The organism is Sphingorhabdus wooponensis (assembly GCF_003933235.1).
In the GTDB taxonomy this organism is placed as follows: Bacteria; Pseudomonadota; Alphaproteobacteria; order Sphingomonadales; family Sphingomonadaceae; genus Sphingorhabdus_B; species Sphingorhabdus_B wooponensis.
Map to the genome: position 1 here is coordinate 532,947 of NZ_RWJI01000001.1, position 22,780 is coordinate 555,726.

A 22,780-nucleotide genomic window follows, 5' to 3' on the forward strand; every position below is an offset into this window, starting at 1 on the left:
TTGAACCATGACTGACATTAAAAAGCAAAATCCGATCTCCGATCAAGATGGCCGCATGGCATCGTCGCATAGTAATGCTGTTCAGGACTACGCGCCGACAGCTCAAATTCCGGTCCAAGCGGCAGGCACTTTTGTTGACCCATTGGCTGTAGGTAAGCCAGTCAAAGGTAAGCGCCGGGGTAAGAAGGCAGCTGCCGCCTCGCAGGAATTGGCGTTTGTTGATGGTCAAGAGCAGTCGGCGAACGGCAAAGGCGAAGAAAAGGCGTCTGGCGGCGGGGGTAGTGGTAACCTTTTATATGTAGTTGGTGGCCTTGCTGTCGTAGGCGCCGGGGTGGCCCTGGCTGGAGGCAGTGGTTCTTCGCCTGCGCCCGAGGCCCCCAAAGATACAACCGCACCTAGCGCGCCTTCGGCATCAGTGGCAACCGATACTGGCAGTTCCTCTTCGGACCGCGTTACCAGCAATGGTCGAATTGATGTCGGCGGTCTTGAGGCAGGTGCGACGTGGGAATATTCGACCAATGGCGGCACAAGCTGGCAGGCGGGAAGCGGCACCAGCTTTACACTCACTGCGGGCAGCTATGCTGATGGTGCAGTTCTGGTGCGTCAAAAGGATGCCGCGGGAAATGTAAGCCCGAATGGCAAGCCTGCAGGTGCGGTGACCGTTGATTCAACGGCCCCTTCGGCAGCTGTCATTGCGCAAATTGCAGGCGATGGCACGGTCAATGCTGCAGAAAAGGCTGCAGGGGTCACCATAAGCGGTACAGGTGAGGCGAGAAGCAGCGTCTCTGTTGTTTGGGGAACGGTGACCAAAACAGCTACGGTTAGCGATGCTGGCACCTGGTCTGTTCAGTTTGCCCCTGCGGATGTACCCGCCGACGGCACCACGCAGGTGCGAGTCAGCCTTACAGATCTGGCGGGCAATGTCTCCGACTCTGCGCAACAGGCGGTGACCATCGACACCCGTATTCTTGTACAAGGCAACATCGTAGCCGGCCCGCTGGTGGCAGGCCATGGCCTAACTATATCTCTCTACAGCAGCGACGGGACGCTTCTTCAATCGGGTGTAACTGTTGCCAATGATGGGAGTTTTTCGGCACGCGTGGCTGCAAAGCTTGGCGATGTGCTCATCGCGAAAGTGGCCGATTCTGGGACCGGCGCGGATTATGCGGATGAAGCGACGGGTGGCGCGAAGGATCTGAACGCAGCCCTGTTTTCCGCGGTGGTTGTTTCAGATCTATCTGCTCCGGTTCAGGCGCAGGTCAACCCTGTGACCACATTGGCGGCCATCAAGGCTGGCCTTAGCGTCGATGGTGGTGGAACGGTTCGGGATGCGGCCGCGGTGCGGGATGCGAATGTGCTCGTCGCAAAGGCACTCGGACTGGACGATGTTAACCTTGTCCCGGTTGCAACCAATAGCGGCAATTATGTGCCATCCGATGGTCTCAGCGCGGGCGAAAAACTGGGCGCTGTTTTGGCTGCCTTGTCAGGGTTGGACGCTACAAATGCAGGTAATACGCAAACTTCTTTGACCTTCTTGGCCGCGCAGATTGGCGTTTCTGGTCAGCCTATTACAGAAGACGGCTTGGCCGCTCTTCTAAACGGTGCTGCGGCCGCTTCGCTACGCACCGATGGAAAGCTGGAGGCCGTAGTTTCCAATCTTTTTGCCAGTACACAGCAATCTGCGTCGGTCAGCATCAGTGCCATAGCGACCGATAACGTTATTTCAGCATCCGAACTTTCGGGTCTTGTCCTCACTGGCACCGTGGCATCAGGTGCAACCGCAGTCGCCCTCAATGTCGGAAGCTGGAGCGTAAACGCCGAAGTGAGCGGTGGAACTTGGTCTTACACTCTTTCCGCTTCTGATGCGTCTGCATTGGGTGCGGATGGCGCAAAAATTTTGGTTGCGACAGCTACATTGGCGAATGGACAATCCGTTACATCATCGCGGGCCATACTGCTAGACACAGCGTCGCCCGTTGCATCCATCGACATGATTTCAGGCAATGATGTTATCAATGCCGCCGAAAAATTGTCGGGCGTGGTCATTGCGGGCACTGCTGAAGCAAAATCATCTATTCTTTTGACATGGGCAGGCGAAGAGTTTTCGACTCAAGCGGGAATTGATGGTCGCTGGGAAGTTACAGTTCCGTCCAGCCGCGTACCCTCGGATGGCAATAGGTCCGTTTCGGTTGTTGCGACGGACGTCAATGGCAATGTGGGGCAAGCCGTAACCCGTAATGTTTCCGTAGATACAGCACCGCCGACAAAACCAGCAATAAATGTGCTGAGCCAAGATGATCTGCTTGGAGCAGCAGAAGTTACAAGTGGTATTGTCGTGACCGGGGTGGCTGACCCTGGGGTTAAAGTCCTGCTTAGTTGGGGAGGTAACATTCAATATTCTGCTTTTGCAAACGATCTTGGTGAATGGACTATCTCTATTCCCGCCTCTGGAATTCCGGCTCCAGGAATGCGCTCTATGGCGGTCCAAGCGGAAGATTCAGCTGGTAATTTGAGCGATAGTGCAACCCGAAATGTAACACTTTATGAGGCCCTTACTGCACCTGTTATCCTGTCTGTAACGGGTGACGATGTCGTCAATGTTGCGGATAGTGCAAACGGAATTGCATTGAAGGGACTTGCGCCGGCAGATGGCTTAGTGCGCGTCGAATGGGGATCCACAACGATAACGGTCAAGGCAGACGCACTTGGGAATTGGGTCGCGCAATTTGGTCTTGCAGATCTTCCGGTAGACGGAAATACGATGATTACAGCGACAATCGTTGATGCATTGGGTACTGAATTTGGGTCTTCAAGCCGAACGGTTGCAATTGATACCACTAACCCAGCCGGGGTACTTATAAATGCCATAGCACAAAATGACATTGTGAATGCGGTGGAAAAATTGGCTGGTGTTGATGTGTCGGGCACAGCCGAAACTAACGCTAAAGTTGACGTAATTTGGGGCAGTATTACGAAATCCATCAATGCATCTTCTACTGGCGCTTGGTCAGTAAGATTCGCAGTTGGTGACGTGCCTGTCGATGGGTCAACAACTGTCCAAGCAACGGCAACCGATGCGGCAGGCAATATAAGCCAAATTTCGTCACGATCGGTTACGATCGATAGCGGCGTTCCGGTTACACCTAATGTCAGCCTCGCGGTTGATACGGGGCAATCTTCTTTGGATCAAATTACCAGGAACAGTAATTTTAGAGTGCTTGGCGTAGAGGACGGAGCAAGCTGGAGTTATTCTTTCGATGGCGGTCAAAATTGGGAAGCAGGCAATGGCACAACATTTCTTCTTGCCGATGGGTCATATGAAGCAGGCCAAATACGGGTGCGGCAAACGGATGCCGCAGGTAATGAAAGCCCTGCATACTTAAATGCTTCGAAAATAACAATTGATACCGGGGCAGACGAACTCACGATTGATCAAGTTACGGGGGATGATATTGTTAGCCTTGCGGAGAAAGCTGCCAGCATTATTGTAACAGGCACTTTTGAACCAGGCTCCTCTGTGGTTGTCACATGGGGTTCGGTTGTCAAAAACGCGCTTCCTGTCGATGCCGAAGGAAAGTGGTCGGTTACATTTCTACCTTCGGAAGTGCCAGCGGATGGAAATAGGCTCATCTCTGCATCGGCAACAGATATCGCAGGAAACAGCACCAGCGTCTCTCCTATGGCGATCATTATCGATACAGTCGCACCGAATGCATTGGGCGTTCAACTCGCATCGGACACCGGCTCGTTATCCAATGATGGGATTACCAAGGACGGCACCATCGATATCAGCAATTTGGAGATTAACGGAGATTGGGATTATTCGACAAATGCCGGTGTAACATGGAGCTCAGGCTCCGAAACCAGCTTTGAGTTGGGTCAAGGTGTCTATGAAGCCAATACCGTTGTGGTACGCCAGAAGGATGCGGCAGGAAACATCGGCGCAAGCACTGCCATCACCAGAAAACTGATGGTTGATACGTCTGCGGTTGGGTTGGTGATATCGCAGGTGGCAAGTGATGGTGTCGTCAATATTGACGAAAAAGCATCTGGGGTCACAATTTCGGGCTTTGCTGAGGCAGGGGCCTCTGTTTTGGTCACCTGGGCTGGAGTTGATAAGCAAGTGACAGCAGGGCAGGATGGCAGCTGGTCCGTTAATTATCTGTCGTCACAGGTGCCCGTCGATGGTCAATATGACATTCAAGCTGTGCAAACGGATGTTGCGGGTAATGTCAGCGATGGCGTAATTCGACCTGTTACTGTCAATACGGCACGTCCCGCGGTTCCCCAAATTGCCGCGGTTTCGACAAATGACATTGTTAATGGAGCAGAGAAACAGGCGGGTATATTGGTTTCCGGAACCGCCGTCGCAAATGGCCGCGTAGCGGTACAATGGGGCGCGACGTCCAAGACAATCGATGCCGACAGCAATGGAAATTGGTCCGTTCTTTTCAGTGCATCGGACATTCCGGCAGATGGATCGACCGCCATTTCGGCTACCGTCACAAATTCCATAGGGAATACGAGCAATGCGTCGGTTGCGCGCACAGTTTTGGTAGATACTATTGTCGCAGCACCCTCCGTTGCCACTGTCTCTGATGATGGCCGTGTAAATGCGGCTGAGAAGACCTCTGGCGTTACGGTTACAGGTCTTGCGGAAGGCAATGCGGAAGTTGTTGTTCGCTGGGGCACAGCGGTCAAAACTGTCTCTGCAAATCAGGCAGGTCAATGGACCGCTAACTTTAGCGCCACGGACATTCCGGCAGACGGAAACATATCCATTTCTGTGTCACAGACGGACGCTGTTGGAAATCCATCCAATGTGGTCAGCGTGCCCGTTATGATCGACACACGGGCACCAAATCTGCCTTCAATCTCTGCCATTGCGGGTGATGACATCATAACATCGGCAGAGAAAATAGCGGGTGTTCAAGTATCTGGACGTGCAGAAGCGAATTCGAACGTTACCGCTACATTTGATGGCCTCTCTCAAACCGTTAGCGCAGATGACCTCGGCAATTGGTCAACCACCTTCGTGAGCGCGAACGTGCCGGCTGATGGTGATCAACTGGTTACAGTTACGGCGAAGGATTCTGCTGGTAACATCAGCGCAGATGCCAGCCGTTGGATAACCGTTGCAACGGCCCAAACCACTGCACCCGTCATTGCCGTTATCGCCGGCGATAACATAGTGGGCGCGTCTGAAAAGGCTGCTGGTGTTCGTGTTTCGGGTGTCGCTACTGCGAATAGCACCGTGACAGTTGCTTGGGGAACCGCGACCAAAACCGTATTTGCCAATGGGCAAGGGAGTTGGACAGCAAGCTTTGCGAGTGCCGATATACCAGCTGACGGGGCATACACGGTGACCGCAACGGTAAATGGCATATCGGGATCGCGACAGGTCAGTGTTGATGCGACACCACCCGCAGCACCTGCCTTGGTTACGGCTGCGGCTGCACAAAATGCGGCGGTCGCGACGGGGGAATCTGGTGCGGTGACGGTTTCTGCCGAGGCAGGCTCGTCTGTCCAGGTACTATTCACAAGCAGCGCTGGATCAGTCTCGAAGCTTTTGACCGCAACGGGTGCCACTCAGGCTGTTGTCTTGACCGCTGGCGATCTGACGACGCTAGGAAACGGCATGGTTAATGTCTCGGCTACCGCGACGGGGGCTGTAAGCGGTGTCAGCCAAAGCAGCACGGCAAGCTTTGTAATTGATACGGTTGCGCCGACTGCAGCACAATTAGGCGTAGTAGCAACCGATCAGGCGGTGGACATTCTTGAGCAGGCCCAAGGCGTGTCCTTTGCCGGCATGGTAGAAGCAAATGCCCAGGTTGTTGTGCAATGGGGCACTGCATCCAAATCAGTTACGGCGAGCAGTCAAGGCGCTTGGTCGGTTTTGTTTGCGACAGCAGATGTGCCTGCCGATGGCGTTCAGCCGGCTACAATTACGGTCAGGGATACGGCGAACAATATTGCCTCGTCTACAGCCAATGTTCAAGTTGCGACAACACCGCATATCGCATTGACCAAGGGTGCAGAGCTAATCGTTACGAAGGATATGTTCGCTTTATCCGCAAATGCAACCAGCCCGAGTTCTACGAGCATCTCTATTTCCGATTTGGCAAATGGTGAGTTCCGCAAGGGCGGATTTGCCGTTTCTCAATTCACACTAAAAGATGTTGAAGATGGGCTGATAACATTTGTTCATGATAATTCTGTCAATGCGCCGACTTTCAGCGTTGCGGTGAGTGACGGGACAATCTCTTCAGCGGCGAAAGCGGCGCAGATTTTCTTTGTGCCGACGAGCCTTGCTGGTCTTGATGACATATTAACGGGCACAAATGGATCCGATCTTATGATTGGCGGAGATGGCAACGATACTATCCGCGGCGGGCAAAGTAATGATGTCCTTTATGGCCATGGCAGTGGACTTGCTCAGGGCCTTGATAATGACATTTTTGTTTGGGGCGCGGGCGATGCTGGCCTTGGTGCTAGCGATGTGATCCGCGACTTTACCGCATGGAATGGGTCCAGCGGTGACAGACTGGATCTCTCTGCTTTGCTGGTGGGATATCAAGCGGGTACATCTGACATAACCCAATGGATTTCTATTCAGAACAGCATCACTCTGCCCGGGGCAACGGGCTGGGATGCCGGAAAAACGGGTGCACTTTTAACCATCGATATTGATGGAGCGGGGGCAGGGACTGTCACGCAGACCATTTTCTTGGAAAATGCTTCACTGACAACAATAAATCCCAATCAGCTCATCTCTACTGGTGTAATTTTAGCTTAAAATATTTTTGGGTGCCGCTTCGACGGTAATATTAACAGCCGACTAAAAAAATATAAAATTATAAAATGTTTGAGATTTTTTAAATAAAAATATTAAATATTAACTTGGGAATTTAACATGGCGCAAGATTTAAATGGACCTATTGTAGGTCCTGCAAAGAATGTTGTTAAAGTAAATATTTTGAGAACGAATGTAAAGCAAACTAAAGTCATTGATACTGACCTTGTTTTCGTTCTTGAGGATGGTCGAACCGTTTTCATCCGGGACGGCGCGGTTCAGTCTCTTCTGGATAATGGCTTTTCCGTTGAATTTAGCGATGGCGCCCAAGCTACGGGGCAAGAGTTGCTGCAATCCGCAGGCGCAGCGGAGATTTCCTCCGTGGCTTTGACCGGTCCTCAGGCATCATCCAATGATGCTGTTATAGTTGCGCAAGCACCGCAGGCCGTGGGGACGTCACCTGTTGCGCAGCCGTCCTCAGGCGGAGGCTTAAGGACTTGGCTAGCCATTGGTACGCCATTGGTCGGTGGCGTATTGGGCGGCGTACTTGGCGGCGGCGGAGGCAGCACGGCGACCGCGACGACGGACACAGGCACGACTGCGAACGTCAAACCAGCAACGCCCGTAATAAATGTTATAGCCAATGATGATAAGGTTAATGCGACCGAGAAGGCCGGTGGCGTGTCGGTGACGGGTACTTCGGAGGCCAGTGCAAGTGTAACGGTCAATTGGGGTAGTACGACGAAAACTGTTACGGCGGACAGCACAGGCCGTTGGTCGGCCAGCTTTGCAAGCACAGAAGTGCCTGCAGACGCCGCAGGAACAACGGTCAGTGCCACTCTTAAGTCTGCGGCCGGCATTTCAAGCGATCCCGCAACAAAAACGGTTCAAATTGATACAACACCGCCAGCGGCGCCTGTAATTGCGGCAGTTACTGGAGATGGCATTGTTGGGCCAATGGAAAAGGCATCGGCGACGGGTGTCGACATTAATGGGACAGCAGAGCCTGGCAGCGCTGTTTCCGTAAGTTTCGGAGAAATTAGTAAAACTGTTGTTGCTGATCTAGGTGGCAATTGGTCTGTCAATTACAAGTCGTCGGAAATTCCGAATCCTGGTGCCTATGCAGTTACTGCAACCGCACGCGACGCGAATGGCAACACCTCAACAGCGCCAGCTACGAGCCAAGTAACGGTCAGTGCTGCGGTGAATCTGACAGGTCAGATTGTTGCTGGTCCAGTGATTGTGGGCAATGGCCTATCGGTAGAAATTTATCTTGCTAACGGAACGCTCCTCGCTTCCGGGGTTCGGGTCAATGCGGATGGTACTTTTACTGCCACAAATTTGCCTGTCGGCCCAGGGGACGTCATTTTTGCAAAGGTTGTAGATAGCACAACCGGCGCAGATTATATGGATGAGGCGACGGGTGTCGCAGTGGATCTCAATACCGTTCTGCTTGCCGCAAAGGTAGTGGATAGCACATCGGTTACGATGCACATCAATCCGCTGACAACCATCGCTGCAATCAAGGCTGGGTTGGCTGCAGACGGCACTGGTACAGTTGCGAACGCAACGGCGGCAACAAATGCTAATACTGCTACGGCCCAAGCTTTTGGTCTTTCCGGAATTGATATCACGACAACGTCCGTTGTCGCGACCAATTCGGGTGGATTTACCTCTGCCGATGGTTTGTCATCAGGCGAAAAAATTGGTGCAGTCTTGGCAGCTTTGTCTGGTTTGGACAGTCTCAACGGCGGGAATAGCCAAACGACAGTGAGTGCCATCAGTCAGTTGCTCAATGTCGAGGGCAACAAAGGCCAGTTAACCGATCAAGGTCAGCTGGCGTTGATGCGCGGTGCAATCGCCGCTGAAGATAAGGTGGATGGAGCACTGCAAGGCATCATCTCTGATGGCGTTGCCGCGTCGGCCCCGACCGCCACTCAGGTGACGATTAATTCAATTGCTACAGATAATATCATCACCGCGGGCGAGGTGGCTAATCTAACGATTACCGGCACGGTTTCCTCTGGAGCTACGGGCGTTTCTCTTCTGTTCGGTAGCCGGACAGCGGCGGCGACGGTAAATGGTTCTGAATGGAGCTATGCCTTAACAGAGGCCGATATAACGGCGCTTGGTGCCGATGGCGCGAAGGTCATTCAAGCGCAGGCTGCGCTGTCAAATACCGCGCCCGTCACTGCGTCTCGATTGGTGACATTGAAAGTTGCGCCGCCCGCAACTCCGTCTTTGAATGCCGTTTCGGGCGACAATGCCATTAACGGTGCGGAAAAAGCGGCTGGGGTTGCCTTTGCCGGCACGGGTGAGGCTGGCAGCACGGTGGTTTTAATATTTGGTGGTGTCACCAAGACTGCGTTGGTCGATACCGCAGGCACGTGGACAACCCCGTTTTTGGCCTCGGAAATTCCGGCGGATGGCAGTGCAACGGTATCGGTGTCGGCAAGGGATGCATTCGGCAACTCCAGCGGTACGGTGACACGGCCCATTACGATTGACACCGTTGCCCCTGGCCTGCCGACAATTCGGTCGGTGACGGGCGATGACCTCATCGGCCCGACGGAAAAATTGGGTGGTGTCCAAATTCTGGGTACGGCCGATGCGCTGGCCAATATTCGCCTGACATTTGGCAATTTGGTGCGCACGACGACAGCAGATGCATCAGGCAATTGGAGTGTGAACCTTTTAAGCTCACAAGTGCCAGAGGATGGAGAATATGCCGTTGCGGTCACACAATCTGATGCCGCTGGTAATAGCAGCTCAGAGGTGACGCGGACGGTGCGTGTCGATGCACAACCGCCAGCCAAGCCCGTCATACTGCCTGTAGCAACGGACAACATCATAAATGCGGCTGAAAAGCTGAATGGCGTTTCTATCCGTGGGACAGCCGAACCGAATGTGTCGCTTGAACTCACTTGGGGAACGATCAGCCGTACCATTAGGGTTGCGGCGAATGGGACGTGGAGTGCGTCCTTCACAGGCGCACAGATTCCAGCCGACGGCACGGCAAATATCAGCGCGATTGCCACAGATTCCTCTGGCAACGTGAGTGAACCAGGTATTCGTACCGTCACCATTGATTCGCTCAGTCAGGATCTGACAATTGCTTCCGTCGCGACGGACAATGTCATCAATGCGGCTGAAAAAGCGGTGAATGTGACTGTCACTGGCCAAGCCGAACCGGGCGCAAATATCGTGGTAACATTGGGTGGAACCACTCGGAACGCCCTTGCCAACCAAAATGGTACTTGGGTTGTCAATTTCACGACTGCGGAAATTCCTGCCGACACAGACGTAACCACGGTGACGGCGCAATCAACCGACCAAGCGGGCAATATTAGCGGGCTGGTAGGGCGCGATATCCGTATTGATACCGCGATACCGAATGCACCCGTCATCAATATTGTGTCCGGCGATGACGCAATTAACGCTGATGAAGCAACATCATCGGTGGAAGTAACAGGAACTGCAGAAGCATTTGCCTTGGTGACAGTGACTTGGGGAACAGCCTCGCGCACCGCGAACGCGGATGCCGATGGTATTTGGCGGACAACCTTTGCGTCATCGCAAATCCCGCCAGAAGGGGCTAGCGTCCTTACAGCGACGGCGCGGGACAGTGCGCTTAACTTTAGTGTGGCGAGAGAACGGCCGATTCTCATCGACATCGGCACCGCCCGTCCGGTCATTAACAGCATCGCGGGCAATGATGTTATCAACGCGACCGAGCGCAATAATGGTGTGCTGGTCAGTGGGACGGCCGAAGCCGGGGCCACGGTCCGTCTTGTCTGGGGCACAGTGGTAAAATCGCCTGTCGCTGGCACCGACGGCACTTGGAGCCAATTGTTCATTGCTTCTGAAATTCCGCTGTCGGGCAATAGTAGTATTTCCGCATCGCCAACCGACCGATTTGGCAACATCGGTGCGGCCCAGACGCGTAATTTCTCCATCGACACCACCGTGTCGCCGGCGGCGTTTAACAATGTCACCGGCGCTGACAATATCGTCAATGCCAGTGAAAAGTCGTTGGGCGTGCAGGTAACAGGCACGGCCGAAGCGGGCAGTGAAGTTTTGGTGACATGGGGTACAACAGTTAAGTCCATAACCACCGATGCAGCGGGGGTCTGGGCGACCTTCTTCACCGACGCGCAAATCCCAAGCGACGGCGCAACAACGATTACAGCCGTCGTAACCGATTTGGCGGGCAATGTCAGCGTGCAGAGCGGACAGCCTGTTACCATCGATACGACCGCCCCCGTGGCGCCTATTGTGACCCTGCCGATTGCGGGTGACAATGTGATCAACAACTCCGAACGCACCGCTGGCGTGGTTGTGTCTGGTACGTCAGAGGCAAATGCCGATGTCACGATTGCATGGGGCACAACATCCTCCCAAACCGTGAGAGCTGATAGCTCAGGCGTGTGGTCGGCGACGTTTGCTAGTGCGCAAATCCATGCCGTTGGGTCTGCAACAATCAGCGTGACGCAGCGCGATGTTGCCGGCAACACCGGCCCCGCGGCAACAGCGACGGTCGTTGTCAACACGGGGGCGCCTAATGCGCCCGTCCTCGATGCTGTGGCTACGAACAACATTGTAAACGCAGTGGAAAAAGCCGCCGGTGTCACGATCAGCGGCACGGCATTGGGCCTATCAACGGTGTCCGTAAACTGGGGCATCACAAAGACCGTTATGGCCAATTTGGATGGCAGCTGGTCCGTCAACTTTGCCGCAGGCGAAGTGCCGGCGGATGGATCGCGCACTGTTGCCGTTTTCCAAACGGATACGCTGGGCAATGTCAGCCCGACCACATCGCGTGCAATTACAGTGGATACGGCACCACCAGCTGTACCCGTGATTACCACGCCGATTGCCGGTAATGACATCATTAATGCGACGGAAAAGAACGCAACTGTGACCATTTCGGGAACCGCGCCAAACTCCACAGCGGTGGAAGTCAGAATGGGCGGCGTCGTCAAACCTGTGACATCCAGTGGCACGGGTACTTGGTCGGTGACCTTTGCCAGTGGCGAAATTCCCGCAGATGCGACAGACGTGCTGATTGAGGCGCGGACCATTGATACCGCTGGAAACCCAAGTGCTTGGGTCGGAAAGTCCGTCGCTATCGATACGGCCGCACCCGCCACGCCGGTGATTTCCACCGTCGCGGGGGATGATTTGATCAACGCCACTGAACGCGGTGGTAACATCACCGTCAACGGCACGGCGGAGGCGAATGCTGCGGTTCGCGTTACGTGGAATGGTTTTGTCAGAAATGTAAACGCCAATAGCTCTGGTATCTGGAGCGCTACCTATGTGAGTTCGGAGCTTCCATCGGACGGCAGTTCCATCATCACGGCGCGGGCGACCGATTTGGCGGGCAATGCCAATGCGGTAGATGCCACGCGCAGCGTAACCACGTTAACATCGCCCCCCGCGCTGCCTGTTATTAATCAGGTGGCAACGGATGACAGGATAAACATTGCCGAACGGTCCGCTGGTATCACGGTGACGGGTACGGCGAGCGCCAATGCCAGCGTTGCGGTAACATTTGGCACAACAACCCATGTTGTTAATGCAAATGGGTCTGGCGTCTGGTCGGCTGATTTCACAACATCCCAAATCGCGGCGGAAGGGCTGACGCGTCCAATTACGGCGGTGCAAACCGATGTGAATGGCAATGTCAGCGGCACGCGCACCCGCAATGTCGAAGTGGACCTGACCGCGCCGACCAATTTGGTCATCAACCAAACGGGCGGAACGGACCTGACCATCAATGCCGCGGAAAAGGCGGCATCGGTTCTGGTGTCGGGTATAACGGATGCGGGCAACAAGGTGTTTGTCAATTGGGGCGGCGTTGGGAAAGAAGTGACGTCAACCAATGGCACGTGGAGCGTTAATTATGCGGCTGGCGAAGTGCCCGCAGATGCTGCGGTCTCGACCATCCGGGTGACCGCGCAGGATGAGGCGGGGAACATCAGTTCAGAGGTGACGCAGAACGTCACCATTGACGCGACCGCGCCTGCCGCACCTGTCATCAATATCGTCAGCGATAATGATAAGGTGAATGCGACGGAGGCGGCGTCTGCCATCACCATTTCGGGAACGGCAGAGGCCAATGCCAAGGTGACGCTGCGTTGGGGCAACACGACCGCGCGTGTTTTGGATGCAGATGCCAACGGCAATTGGAGCAGCATTTATTTGAGCACCGCTTTGCCAGCCGAGGGCATTAGCGCCGTCACCGCGACACAGACCGATGTTGCCGGAAACAGCAGTGGTCAGGCATCACGGTCGGTGGAAATTGACACTGTCTTGCCGGCGACACCAGCCATTACCGGCATGTCGAATGATTATGGCATTTATGGAGACTTTACGACCGACCGCAACGCGGTCGTGTTAACGGGCACGGGCGTTGCCAATGGGCAGATTGAACTGTTCATCAATGGCACATCCATCGGACTTGCAACGGTAGATTCGGCTGGACTGTGGGAATCGCCGGTGATCAACCTTGCGGCGCTCAGCTTTGGCAGCAGCTTGACGGCAAGCGCGCGAGCTTATGACCCCGCGGGGAACCAGAGCGCAACCGATGCCAGCCAAGTGATCACCAAACAGGCGCTGGGCGCAATGACGATCGATCTGGCGCTCTTGACATCGGCCGTTGGCTTCTCCTTTGTTGGGGCATCTGCTGATGATCGTATAAACGCAACCCTGGCCACGGGGGATATCGGTGGTGATAGCCATAAAGACCTTATTTTCAATTCTCCTTTCATGGACGCTACAAATGTAACCAATACAGGCGGCGTTACGGTTGTTTATGGACGGGCGAATTGGAACAATGTTGGCACCTTTGATCTGGCAAATCTAGGAACCAATGGGTGGGTGTTAAGATCGACGGTGGGTAATGACCAATTGGGTCATGGCGGATCCGGTGTTATCGGTGACCTGAATGGAGATGGCAAAGGGGAGCTGATCGCTGGTGCGATACTTGCTGAAAATGGTGCCCTTGCTGATGCGGGGGCGGCCTATATCGTCTTTGGCAGCGCTACGCCATTGGGCACTCCGGTGACCACTGGGGCCAATACACGCTATATTTTGGATACCACCCAGATAACACCCAGCATGGGCTTTGTCATACGCGGTCTGCAGGCGGGCGAGTTTTTGGGCGGTGCCACCTTGGGCATTTCCAGCCGTCCCGGCGCGAACAGCGATTTTAATGGTGATGGCATAAGTGATTTCTTCATTGCATCCCGAATTTTTGATAGATTGCCGGTGGGGTCACAGACCTTTGCAGTTGACACGGGGGCGGTGATGGTCGTGTTCGGTCAAGCGAGCGGGGTCTATGGCACGCTGAACGCCACCAGTGGTCAACAAGAAATGACCATTGATGACCTGACGGGCTTGGATAAGGGCTTTATTATTCGTGGTGCTGCTGCAGGTGATTCTGCTGGGTGGAATATTGCCTCTGCCGGGGATATGAATGGCGATGGTGTGACCGATTTGTTGGTGACTGCACGACTTGTCGATCGCCCGCTTTTCCCCAGTGCGGGGGCCGCCTATGTCATCTATGGTAAGAAAACGACCACAGGGCAGACTTGGGGTAGTTTGATTGATGATCCGGCCATGGCGGGTCGCAAAATCCTGGATCTTGGCACCCTACAAGCGTCCGATGGTTTCATGATGTGGGGTGAATTACAAAATGGTGAGTTTGGCCGCGTTGCTGAAGGGCTGGGCGATGTGAATGGCGACGGCTTTGACGATATTGTTGTCAGCGCGCCCACATCATCTGTTAACGGTTTCCTTCAGTCCGGTAAGGCATTTGTCATTTTCGGATCGGCAACAGGACAAGGGGATATTTCCAACGGGCGTCAGATTTTGAGCATCCCCGCCATGACATCATCCCAAGGCTTCGTTATCCAAGGCGCAACTGAAACCAGCGCGTTGCTCGGGAATAGTGTTGGCGCCGCCGGTGATGTGAATGGCGATGGCCTTGCCGATATCATGGTCGCTGTGCCTAATTTGGACCGCGGTGCAACTGGCGATGTTGGCCGTGCCTATATCATCTTGGGTAAGAATAATGGCGAAGGATGGGGCCAGAGCGTAGGCGATCAATCCATATTGGATCTCGCCAATTTTGGCGTGGGGGATGGCTTTTCCATCCTTGGCCGCAATGTGGCGGGTGAAAAAATAGGGGACAATGGGATCGGCGATAGCAGCCTCATCAGCCCTGGTGATTTGAATGGGGATGGCCTGGACGATTTGTTCATCAACGCCTTTAATGGGGATTTGCCTGGTCGGACCAATCCAGGTGAAGGTTACTTCATCTATGGCTCACGGGCATATGGCGGGGGCTTATCCCTCACCGGGTCAACCGCCGGCAATGCGTTGGGCGGTGGTGGCCTTGCGGACGTTATTGACGGGCAGGGCGGTGCAGACCGTCTGCGCGGCTTTGGCGGCAATGATACGTTGATCATCGGTGACGCCAACTTTGTCCGCGTCGATGGCGGCACGGGCACGGATACGCTGCGTCTGGCGGGGCCAACCGGCTTTGGCCTGAACCTCTCCACCCTTGCGGCGGGGGCGATTAAAGACATTGAACAGATCGACCTTGTTGCCGGATCGTTGAACAACACGCTGACAGTGACACAGCAGACATTGCTCGACCTTTCGTCCACCAGCGACCTGCTCAAGGTATTTGGCGATAGCGGCGATACGGTGAATGCAACCGGATTTGTTACCGGTGGCAGCCAGACGGAAAATGGCATCACATACAATGTCTACACAAATGGTTCGGCAACATTGTGGGTACAGGATGGCGTGGTGGTTAACACCCCCGCGCAATCAGGCTTCATAGCTCCAACTATTTCGTGGGCGGAACATGCGGTGCTTGCGGCCTAAGCGTATCGACCTGCCCGTAGCTATGCGGGCAGGTCTGTTAACGGTGTAATCAGAGCTTTGCGGACCTGCTGACGGGACCAATGGGCGCAGTAAAGGGAATGTTATGGCAGGCAGTCATGACGATGAAGATCCTGGGTTTTGGCCCGGCTATGTCGCCGCAACGGCTGGGTTGGTGCAGGGCATGCTCATCATGTCTATGGCATTAGGCATCGCTATTTTTGCGATGAGCAGCGTTGCGACGGGCGGACCCGAGGGCAGCGCCCGCCCAATTGGGCCCGGTGGCCCGTTGGATGTTGCCTCGGTGTTGCCGGCTTTAGCGCCTGTCCCCATCCCCGAACGGATGACGATGCGCGCCGCGGCGCCCATTCCGGATGAAGCTTTGCGCCCAATCCGCGTCTCTTTTGAAGGCGACGCGACGGTAACACCCGCTTCCACCGCGAGTGTCATCGGTGATGCGATATCCCAGCGCTCTGCATTGGGTGTGCGGCGCTGGCTTTTGGTGTCGGCAGGTGACCTAACTGACCCACGCCAAAGCCGCGCTACGTATGTGCGGATTATGGGGGTCCGCGCGGTGCTGATGAATTTGGGCGTGCCGGGCAATGCAATTGAAATGCGCATGGAAAATGCTGGGGCATCAACCACAGAGGCAAGCGGTGGGGCGGTTTTGATAGAACCTCTTATCGCCAGTAATTCCAGTGCATCAACGCGAACAGGTGATCAGCCATGAAGCGTGGGAAGAAAGCCGTTGGCGGGGCCGCCAATTATTGGCCAGGCTATGTCGATGCGATGGTCAATGTTGTCCTGAACTTGCTGTTCATGGTTGCGTTGTTTGGCATCACGCTCGCCGTATTTAGCAATCAATCGAAAAAGGGTGCAAACGGCGACACCGAAACCGAAGTTGCCGCTGTCTCACCGTCGGATGCAACGCTTGGCTGGCCTACGCCAGACGCTCCTGCCACGCCGCTTTTGCGTAATCCGGATGATGTGGGTGCGCCTGCGAATATTCGCGTTCCCTCCGCGCCTGTTGTGTCCGGCCCGCTTGGTCCCGCGCGCTTTGGTGATAATTCGGGCCGCGCAGAAACCGGCGTCGCGGCGCCGAACCAAAATACTCTTTCGGGCGGCGGGACCGAATCTGTCAATGCGACGGGCGCGGGTCAAGGCTTGCGTTCTGGGCGACAGGCTGGGCCAGATGCGACCAATATTGTTGTGGCCGATGCTTTCGTCCGCAAGTCGGCCCAGCCGGTGACTGTTACCCGTCGGGCGACATCTTCTGGGCAGGTCATCCTAACACTGGATGCGGAACCCGGTGCGGACCCAGTGGGCGCCTTTAACCGCGCCTCGGTCGCAACGGCGCTGAAAGAGAATATCCGTCCGAACAGCCGAACAGTGAAGCTGTGGACGTCCATTCCACGCGCGGACCCCAATATGCGGCGCAATGCGTATCTCGCGCTCACGACGCTGCGCAATCAACTCATCGCTGCGGGGGTTCCGGCATCCGCGATGGAGGTCCGGGTATATGAAGGGGCAGGCACCGCAACAGGTGGCTTGCGTCTATTTGTAGTCACAGAACCCTGACCATCCGTTGGAGCAATAGAAACGTCAGGGTAAGCTTAGGAAAAACATCATGGCAGAAACAATTATTTCAAAACTACCGATAGAGGAAGCGTCCGGTAATGGCGGCTTTATTGGACCACGTATGAAGGTTGCGATTAGCTGGGTTCGCGCGTTCGGCCTTTTGGCTGTTGTTATCCTCGCGGGCGCGACCGCTTTTAAGGACGCTGTTGCAACATCCATCGCTTCGACGCCGCATCCGGAACTGGTATATGCCATTTTCGCGGTGGCCTTTATTGCCGCGGTCTTGCTGGCCATTTTGCTGCATGATTTTCTCAAAGAGCAAGCATGGTTTGATACATTGCGGTCCAGCGCAGCCGAAGATCAGGACATCATGATTGCATCCATACCCCGTACAGGCAGCATGGCCTATTTTTACCGCGTCTATATGCAAACGCGGGGTATGCCGCTTGCGATCCGTCAACCCGCTATGGAAGATGAGATGAGCAGCGTTGAGTCGCAAATGTTCGCACGTTTGTCTTTGCCCAATTTGCTTTCGGGCAGCCTTGTCGGCCTTGGACTTGTCGGGACGTTTATCGGTCTGTTGCAAACGCTGGACGAATTGTCCGGTGTGTTCGCGGCTCTAGGCGGCGGCTCGGGCAGCGATTCCGGTGCGATGTTCTCAACCATGATTGTGAAATTGCAAGGCCCGATGCAGGGCATGGGCACGGCCTTCGTGGCCTCGCTTTATGGTCTGCTGGGCTCGCTGATCATTGGTCTAACCGTCAGCAGCGTGAAATCAGCCGGGGAACGTCTGTTCCGCGATGTGCGTGAATTTTTGAATGAAGAACTTTACCCATCTGGTGGTGCTTCGATGGTGGCTTGGCCCGCTACTGCGACCGCTATCGATGCCGCGCCACGCGGTGGGTTCACGCCCGAACAAACGGCAGAACTTCATGCGATGATTAGCCAAGAGCATAAGGCGATGCGTGATTTGTTCATTCATTGGGAGCAAAGCTTTTCAAGGCGGTTTGATCAGCTGGCCAATGTGGCGACCCACATCAATCATCAACTTGTCGATGCGGTAAATGCCGCAGGGGCGCAGGCCGAACGTCATGCAGAGCAATTGAAGTTAGTGTCGGAAGCTGAAGGGCGTCTCGCGACCGCTATCGACGACAAGGGAGGGCGGTTTGTCGACCAACTCGACTCTCTGCGTAAGGACTTGTCGGTTGCCCAACATGGGGTGTTTCCAGTGTTTGGACGGCTGGCGCTTGCCTTTGCTGTTGTCGGCGCACTGGCCGGTCTCGCGGCAGCCGCGCTGTCGCTCAGTTCAGGTAGTGCCGCGACAGCACCGAACGCCCCGCCTGCCGCTGTCGTAGCACCAGCAGCTGTTGCACCAGCGTCGGGATCAGCACCAGCTGCGGACGCCGCCTCAAATGCGCCGTCAAACGCCAACGAAGCGCTGGAGCAGGTGATTGTGGCCGAAGGTCAAAGCCTATCTCTCATTGCGTTGGATAGGGGGATTCCGCTGGAGGCTATGATTGCCGCAAATCCGCAATTGGCCGACCCAACGCTTTTGTTCCCAGGCGATAAGGTCAATTTGCCAAAAGCGGGTTCAGCACCTGCGGAGTAAAGTGAAGCTGGGCAATATCGCAGTTTTATGAACATGTGATTATAAAAGGCGGGGTACACAGCCCCGCCTTTTTTATGGCTTGCGCCTCCCGCCTTGTTATGGCGGTTCCGTCAAGACAAATGGCCGCAAGGGCCTAAACACTGACATGAAAAAGCCCGCCACTGCGCAAGAGCAGGGCGGGCTGATATTCTATGTGAAAACGAAACCGATTATTCGGCCGCTTTTTGCATATCCTTGCCAGCTTCTTCAACTGCGGCGCCAGCTTCGGCAGTAGCATCACCAGCCGCTTCTGCGGTGGCGTCGGCTGCGCCTTCGGCAGCAGTCATTGCGTTCTCAGCGCCAGCTTCCATAGCTTCGCCAGTGGCGTCGGCAGCTTCGGCGGTTTCTTCGGCAGCCTTTTCACCAGCTTCACCACATGCAGTAAGCGATGCTGCAAATGCAAGTGCAGCAACAGTTGCGACTAATTTCTTCATCTTGGTTCTCCTAAGTCCCTATAATCCCTAACGGGCCTATGAGGGTAACGGATGTTATTGGCTTTACGCAACTATTTTTCCAGCCCGCGTGAAATACCCCATTGGCGGGCGACGGTGTAACCAAGATAGCCTGTGCCAAACAACGCATATAAAGGCTCTGGCAGACCATTCAGATATGCGTTCATACCACGCGCGATATTGGCAGCTGCCTCTGGCTGCACGGCGGCAATTAACCCCATCGGTATCGCCCACAACAGCATGGCATACATGACATATAGAAAACTTGGTCGTGCGCGGCTTGTCCATGGGTCTGCGGATTGCGCCTCCGCCAAGACGGCGGACAATTGCGTGCGCAATGCGTCCATTTCCTGACTGCCTTGCAGCTTTATCAGTTCCAGCTTTGCCGCATCCCGTGCTTTCGGGTCGGGAATGATTTTGTCGATTAGGTCCGCAATCGGCCCAATGATACCTTCAATGAGTGACATGGCATGTTCCTATCAATAATTAACCAATACGGCTTGTGAGCCAGCCATATAGAAATGCTTCTTGCGCGGGGCGTGCTTCGGCCAAGTGGACATAATGTGCGCCCTGAAGCGCATCGATCGCTTTGGTTAGAACGCCTTCCGCTGCTGGCCCGCGTTTTGTCAAAAATGCCTCCAGCGCGCGCAACGTGTCAGGGCCGATCGCGCAATCTACGGCTATATCTGCATAATCTGCGCCATTGCGGTTCAGTGCATTCAACGCGCGTTGCAAAAATCCGATTGCCGTGCTTGGGCCCATATTGACGCCAGTGTCGAATAGCTCACCTGCCAATTTCGGGGCCATATGCGACACTTTGTCGAAGGCAGGCGCGCGCCAATATTGCTTTTTGTAAATCAGCGCAGCCACGCTACGCGGCAAAGTCTCCATCCGCCCCATATAGCCATGCTGACGGGCAACCGCTTGCGTGATGCCCCAACGCGTGGGGCCGCCTTTGTCGGCGGGATGGTCAACAAAACCACCCTCGCGCACAATCAGGTTATCAATCAATTTGTCAATATTGTCACGCATCGGTGCACCCTCACTTTCGACTATAAAATAACCAAATGGGTTATTTGTAGGAAAGAAAAATGTGCAAACGCGCTATTGGCGCGTGTTTGCGCGCAACATGTGTTGAAGTTTTTATATTGGATAATTGGTCGGGACGACAGGATTCGAACCTGCGACCCCCACACCCCCAGTGTGATGCGCTACCAGGCTGCGCTACGTCCCGACCGCCAATGAACTCGCCGAGACCATTGGAAGCGCGCCTATATGGTGGTGGTTTTGGAAAAGCAAGCGCGCTGTAGAAGCTTTCACGTTGCGTCAGCAGGGTGCAGGTGATAATCGCACCCGATTGTTTCATAGCAGCGCCGCACGCCGGCGTTCGATTTCATTAGTGCGAGGTTTTTTCATGGAGTTTGTTATCTTGAGTGCTGCCGCCGGTGGTGCTGGTGGTTCTGCATTTTTTGTGCAGTTGTTTCCGCTCCTTTTAATCTTTGTTGTGTTTTATTTCTTCCTGATCCGCCCGCAACAAAAGCGTGCGAAGGCGCATGAGGCCAAGATTGCCGCTGTGCAGAAGAATGATGAAGTCGTAACCGCGGGTGGCCTTATGGGCAAAGTGACTAAGGTCGCCGACGAATATGTGGAAGTAGAAATTGCACCAAATGTGCGGGTGAAGGCCGTTAAATCGACCATCGCCAACGTACAGCCGCGCAACGCCAAAGCTGCGAATGATTAACCGTCGGGGTTGAACGGCTTTGCCGCCAGCCCCAGATATTGCCTTCATAGTTCGTTCGGACCCAATCTATGCTTGATTTTCCCCGTTGGCGCATATGGATGCTCAACACATTAATTGTCGTGGGGATGGCCTTTGCTATTCCAAGCCTGCTGCCAACGTCGATGCGCGCGCAGCTTGCGCAATTTATGCCGACCCCGACGATCAATTTGGGGCTCGACCTTGCAGGGGGCAGCCATATCTTGCTGGAGGCGGACACTTCGCAACTTGCAGAGGCTCGGCTTGAAGCATTGGAAGACAGCGTCCGTACAGCTATGCGCCGCGCCAAACCGCAAATTGCGATTGCGGATGTCTCACGCTCGAACGGAGAACTTAGTTTTAACGTCACTGATATATCCAAGGTCGATGCGGCGCGTGAAGTTATCTTGCCGTTGATCAGCAATAATGTGGGGGCGCGTGACTGGAATTTCGGCGTAAACAATGGCAACCGCATTGTTCTGTCGCCAGCAAATTCGGGTAACGAAACCGCGCTGGATCAGGCGATGGATACGGCCAAGGATGTCATTGATCGCCGGATTAACGCACTTGGTACGCTTGAGCCGACAATCATTCGGCAGGGTGATAACCGCATCGTGGTTCAGGTTCCCGGATTGGATGATCCAGAAGCGCTGAAAGCATTGATTGGTAAGACAGCTAAGCTTGAATTTAAACTTGTCGATGAACAAGCTGACCCCGATCAAACCGCGCAAGGCAAGGCCCGCGTTGGTAGCCAAGTTCTGCCTTATCCCGACAATCCCACTGGGCTGCCGTATATCGCGGTGCGCCGTCTTGGCGGCATATCGGGAGATAAGCTGGTTAAGGCCGACCCGACATTCGATCCGCAGACAAACGAACCTGCTGTCACCATCCAATTTGATTCCGAAGGTGGACAGAGATTTGCCCGGATGACCCAGCAAAATGTGAATAAATTGTTCGCGATTGTGCTCGATGGGCAAGTCATCTCCGCGCCGCAAATTCGGGAACCGATTTTCGGCGGGGTATCTCAGATTTCGGGTAGCTTCACGACCGAAAGCGCCAATGCGTTATCGATCTCATTGCGCTCAGGTGCGTTGCCGGTGGATTTGACGATCGTTGAGGAACGTTCGGTTGGTCCCGACCTTGGTGCTGACTCTATCCGTCGTGGCGTTTTGGCTGCGGTCATCGGCACTACTGCCATTCTGGTGCTCATGTTCCTCGTCTATGGCCGGTTCGGCATGTATGCCAATGTCGCCCTTATCATTAACGTTTTGATGATTTTGGGGGTCATGTCCTTTGCCAATGCGACATTGACCTTGCCGGGGATTGCAGGCTTTGTTTTGACGATTGGTGCGGCGGTTGATGCGAACGTGCTGATCAACGAACGTATCCGCGAAGAACTGAAACGTGGCCGCCGCGTGGTGCAGGCCATTGAGTTTGGATATAAAGAGGCGAGCCGCGCGATTTTCGATGCAAATAGTACGAACGTTATTGCCGCGGTTTTGCTGTTCATTTTTGGTTCTGGACCCATCCGCGGATTTGCTGTGGTGCTGATGATCGGGATTGTAACCTCGGTATTCACCGCTGTGACAATCACCCGCATGTGGGTGTCGCTTTGGGTTAAGCGCACGCGTCCTACTGAATTGACGATTTGAGGATAA

General features: G+C 54.6%; 10 protein-coding genes and 1 tRNA gene. 7 read left to right on the plus strand and 4 right to left on the minus strand.

Annotated elements, in window-relative coordinates:
* The first annotated feature begins 7 nt into the window (after nt 1–7).
* The 5 genes from D7D48_RS02790 (at nt 8) to D7D48_RS02810 (ending at nt 18,875) form a co-directional block, all read left to right on the plus strand.
* Nucleotides 8–6,796 (plus strand): Ig-like domain-containing protein, encoded by a 6,789-nt coding sequence (locus tag D7D48_RS02790; RefSeq protein ID WP_125229847.1) that lies wholly within the window; start codon nt 8–10, stop codon nt 6,794–6,796.
* A 180-nt stretch (nt 6,797–6,976) separates the two neighbouring features.
* Nucleotides 6,977–15,691, plus strand: coding sequence for an Ig-like domain-containing protein (locus D7D48_RS02795; RefSeq protein WP_185739765.1), 8,715 nt, complete (start codon nt 6,977–6,979; stop codon nt 15,689–15,691).
* A 103-nt stretch (nt 15,692–15,794) separates the two neighbouring features.
* Nucleotides 15,795–16,418 carry a hypothetical protein gene (locus D7D48_RS02800; RefSeq protein ID WP_125229849.1) on the plus strand — a complete coding sequence of 208 codons (624 nt, stop codon included), beginning with the start codon at nt 15,795–15,797 and terminating at the stop codon, nt 16,416–16,418.
* Nucleotides 16,415–17,266 carry a hypothetical protein gene (locus tag D7D48_RS02805; protein ID WP_125229850.1) on the plus strand — a complete coding sequence of 284 codons (852 nt, stop codon included), beginning with the start codon at nt 16,415–16,417 and terminating at the stop codon, nt 17,264–17,266. Before D7D48_RS02800 ends, D7D48_RS02805 begins: the two co-directional genes overlap by 4 nt.
* A gap of 49 nt (nt 17,267–17,315) precedes the next feature.
* Nucleotides 17,316–18,875, plus strand: a complete 1,560-nt coding sequence (locus tag D7D48_RS02810; protein WP_125229851.1) for a LysM peptidoglycan-binding domain-containing protein — start codon at nt 17,316–17,318, stop codon at nt 18,873–18,875.
* Nucleotides 18,876–19,084: 209 nt separating this feature from the next.
* Here the strand turns inward: D7D48_RS02810 and D7D48_RS02815 are convergent, their stop codons facing one another.
* The 4 genes from D7D48_RS02815 to D7D48_RS02830 form a co-directional block, all read right to left on the minus strand.
* The gene (locus D7D48_RS02815) at nt 19,085–19,348 is read right to left on the minus strand and encodes a hypothetical protein (RefSeq protein WP_125229852.1); all 264 of its coding nucleotides are present in this window, start codon (nt 19,346–19,348) and stop codon (nt 19,085–19,087) included.
* Between the two features lie 71 nt (nt 19,349–19,419).
* Entirely contained in the window at nt 19,420–19,833 is a 414-nt protein-coding gene (locus D7D48_RS02820; protein ID WP_125229853.1) for a holin family protein, read from the minus strand.
* A 19-nt stretch (nt 19,834–19,852) separates the two neighbouring features.
* Nucleotides 19,853–20,398, minus strand: a complete 546-nt coding sequence (locus tag D7D48_RS02825; RefSeq protein ID WP_125229854.1) for a glycoside hydrolase family 108 protein — start codon at nt 20,396–20,398, stop codon at nt 19,853–19,855.
* 125 nt (nt 20,399–20,523) lie between these two features.
* Nucleotides 20,524–20,600: transfer RNA gene (locus tag D7D48_RS02830), tRNA-Pro, on the minus strand.
* A gap of 180 nt (nt 20,601–20,780) precedes the next feature.
* Between D7D48_RS02830 and yajC the strand changes: the two genes are divergently transcribed.
* Nucleotides 20,781–21,107, plus strand: a complete 327-nt coding sequence (gene yajC, locus D7D48_RS02835) for a preprotein translocase subunit YajC (protein WP_125229855.1) — start codon at nt 20,781–20,783, stop codon at nt 21,105–21,107.
* A 68-nt stretch (nt 21,108–21,175) separates the two neighbouring features.
* Entirely contained in the window at nt 21,176–22,774 is a 1,599-nt protein-coding gene (gene secD / locus D7D48_RS02840) for a protein translocase subunit SecD (protein WP_125229856.1), read from the plus strand.
* Nucleotides 22,775–22,780 lie beyond the last annotated feature (6 nt).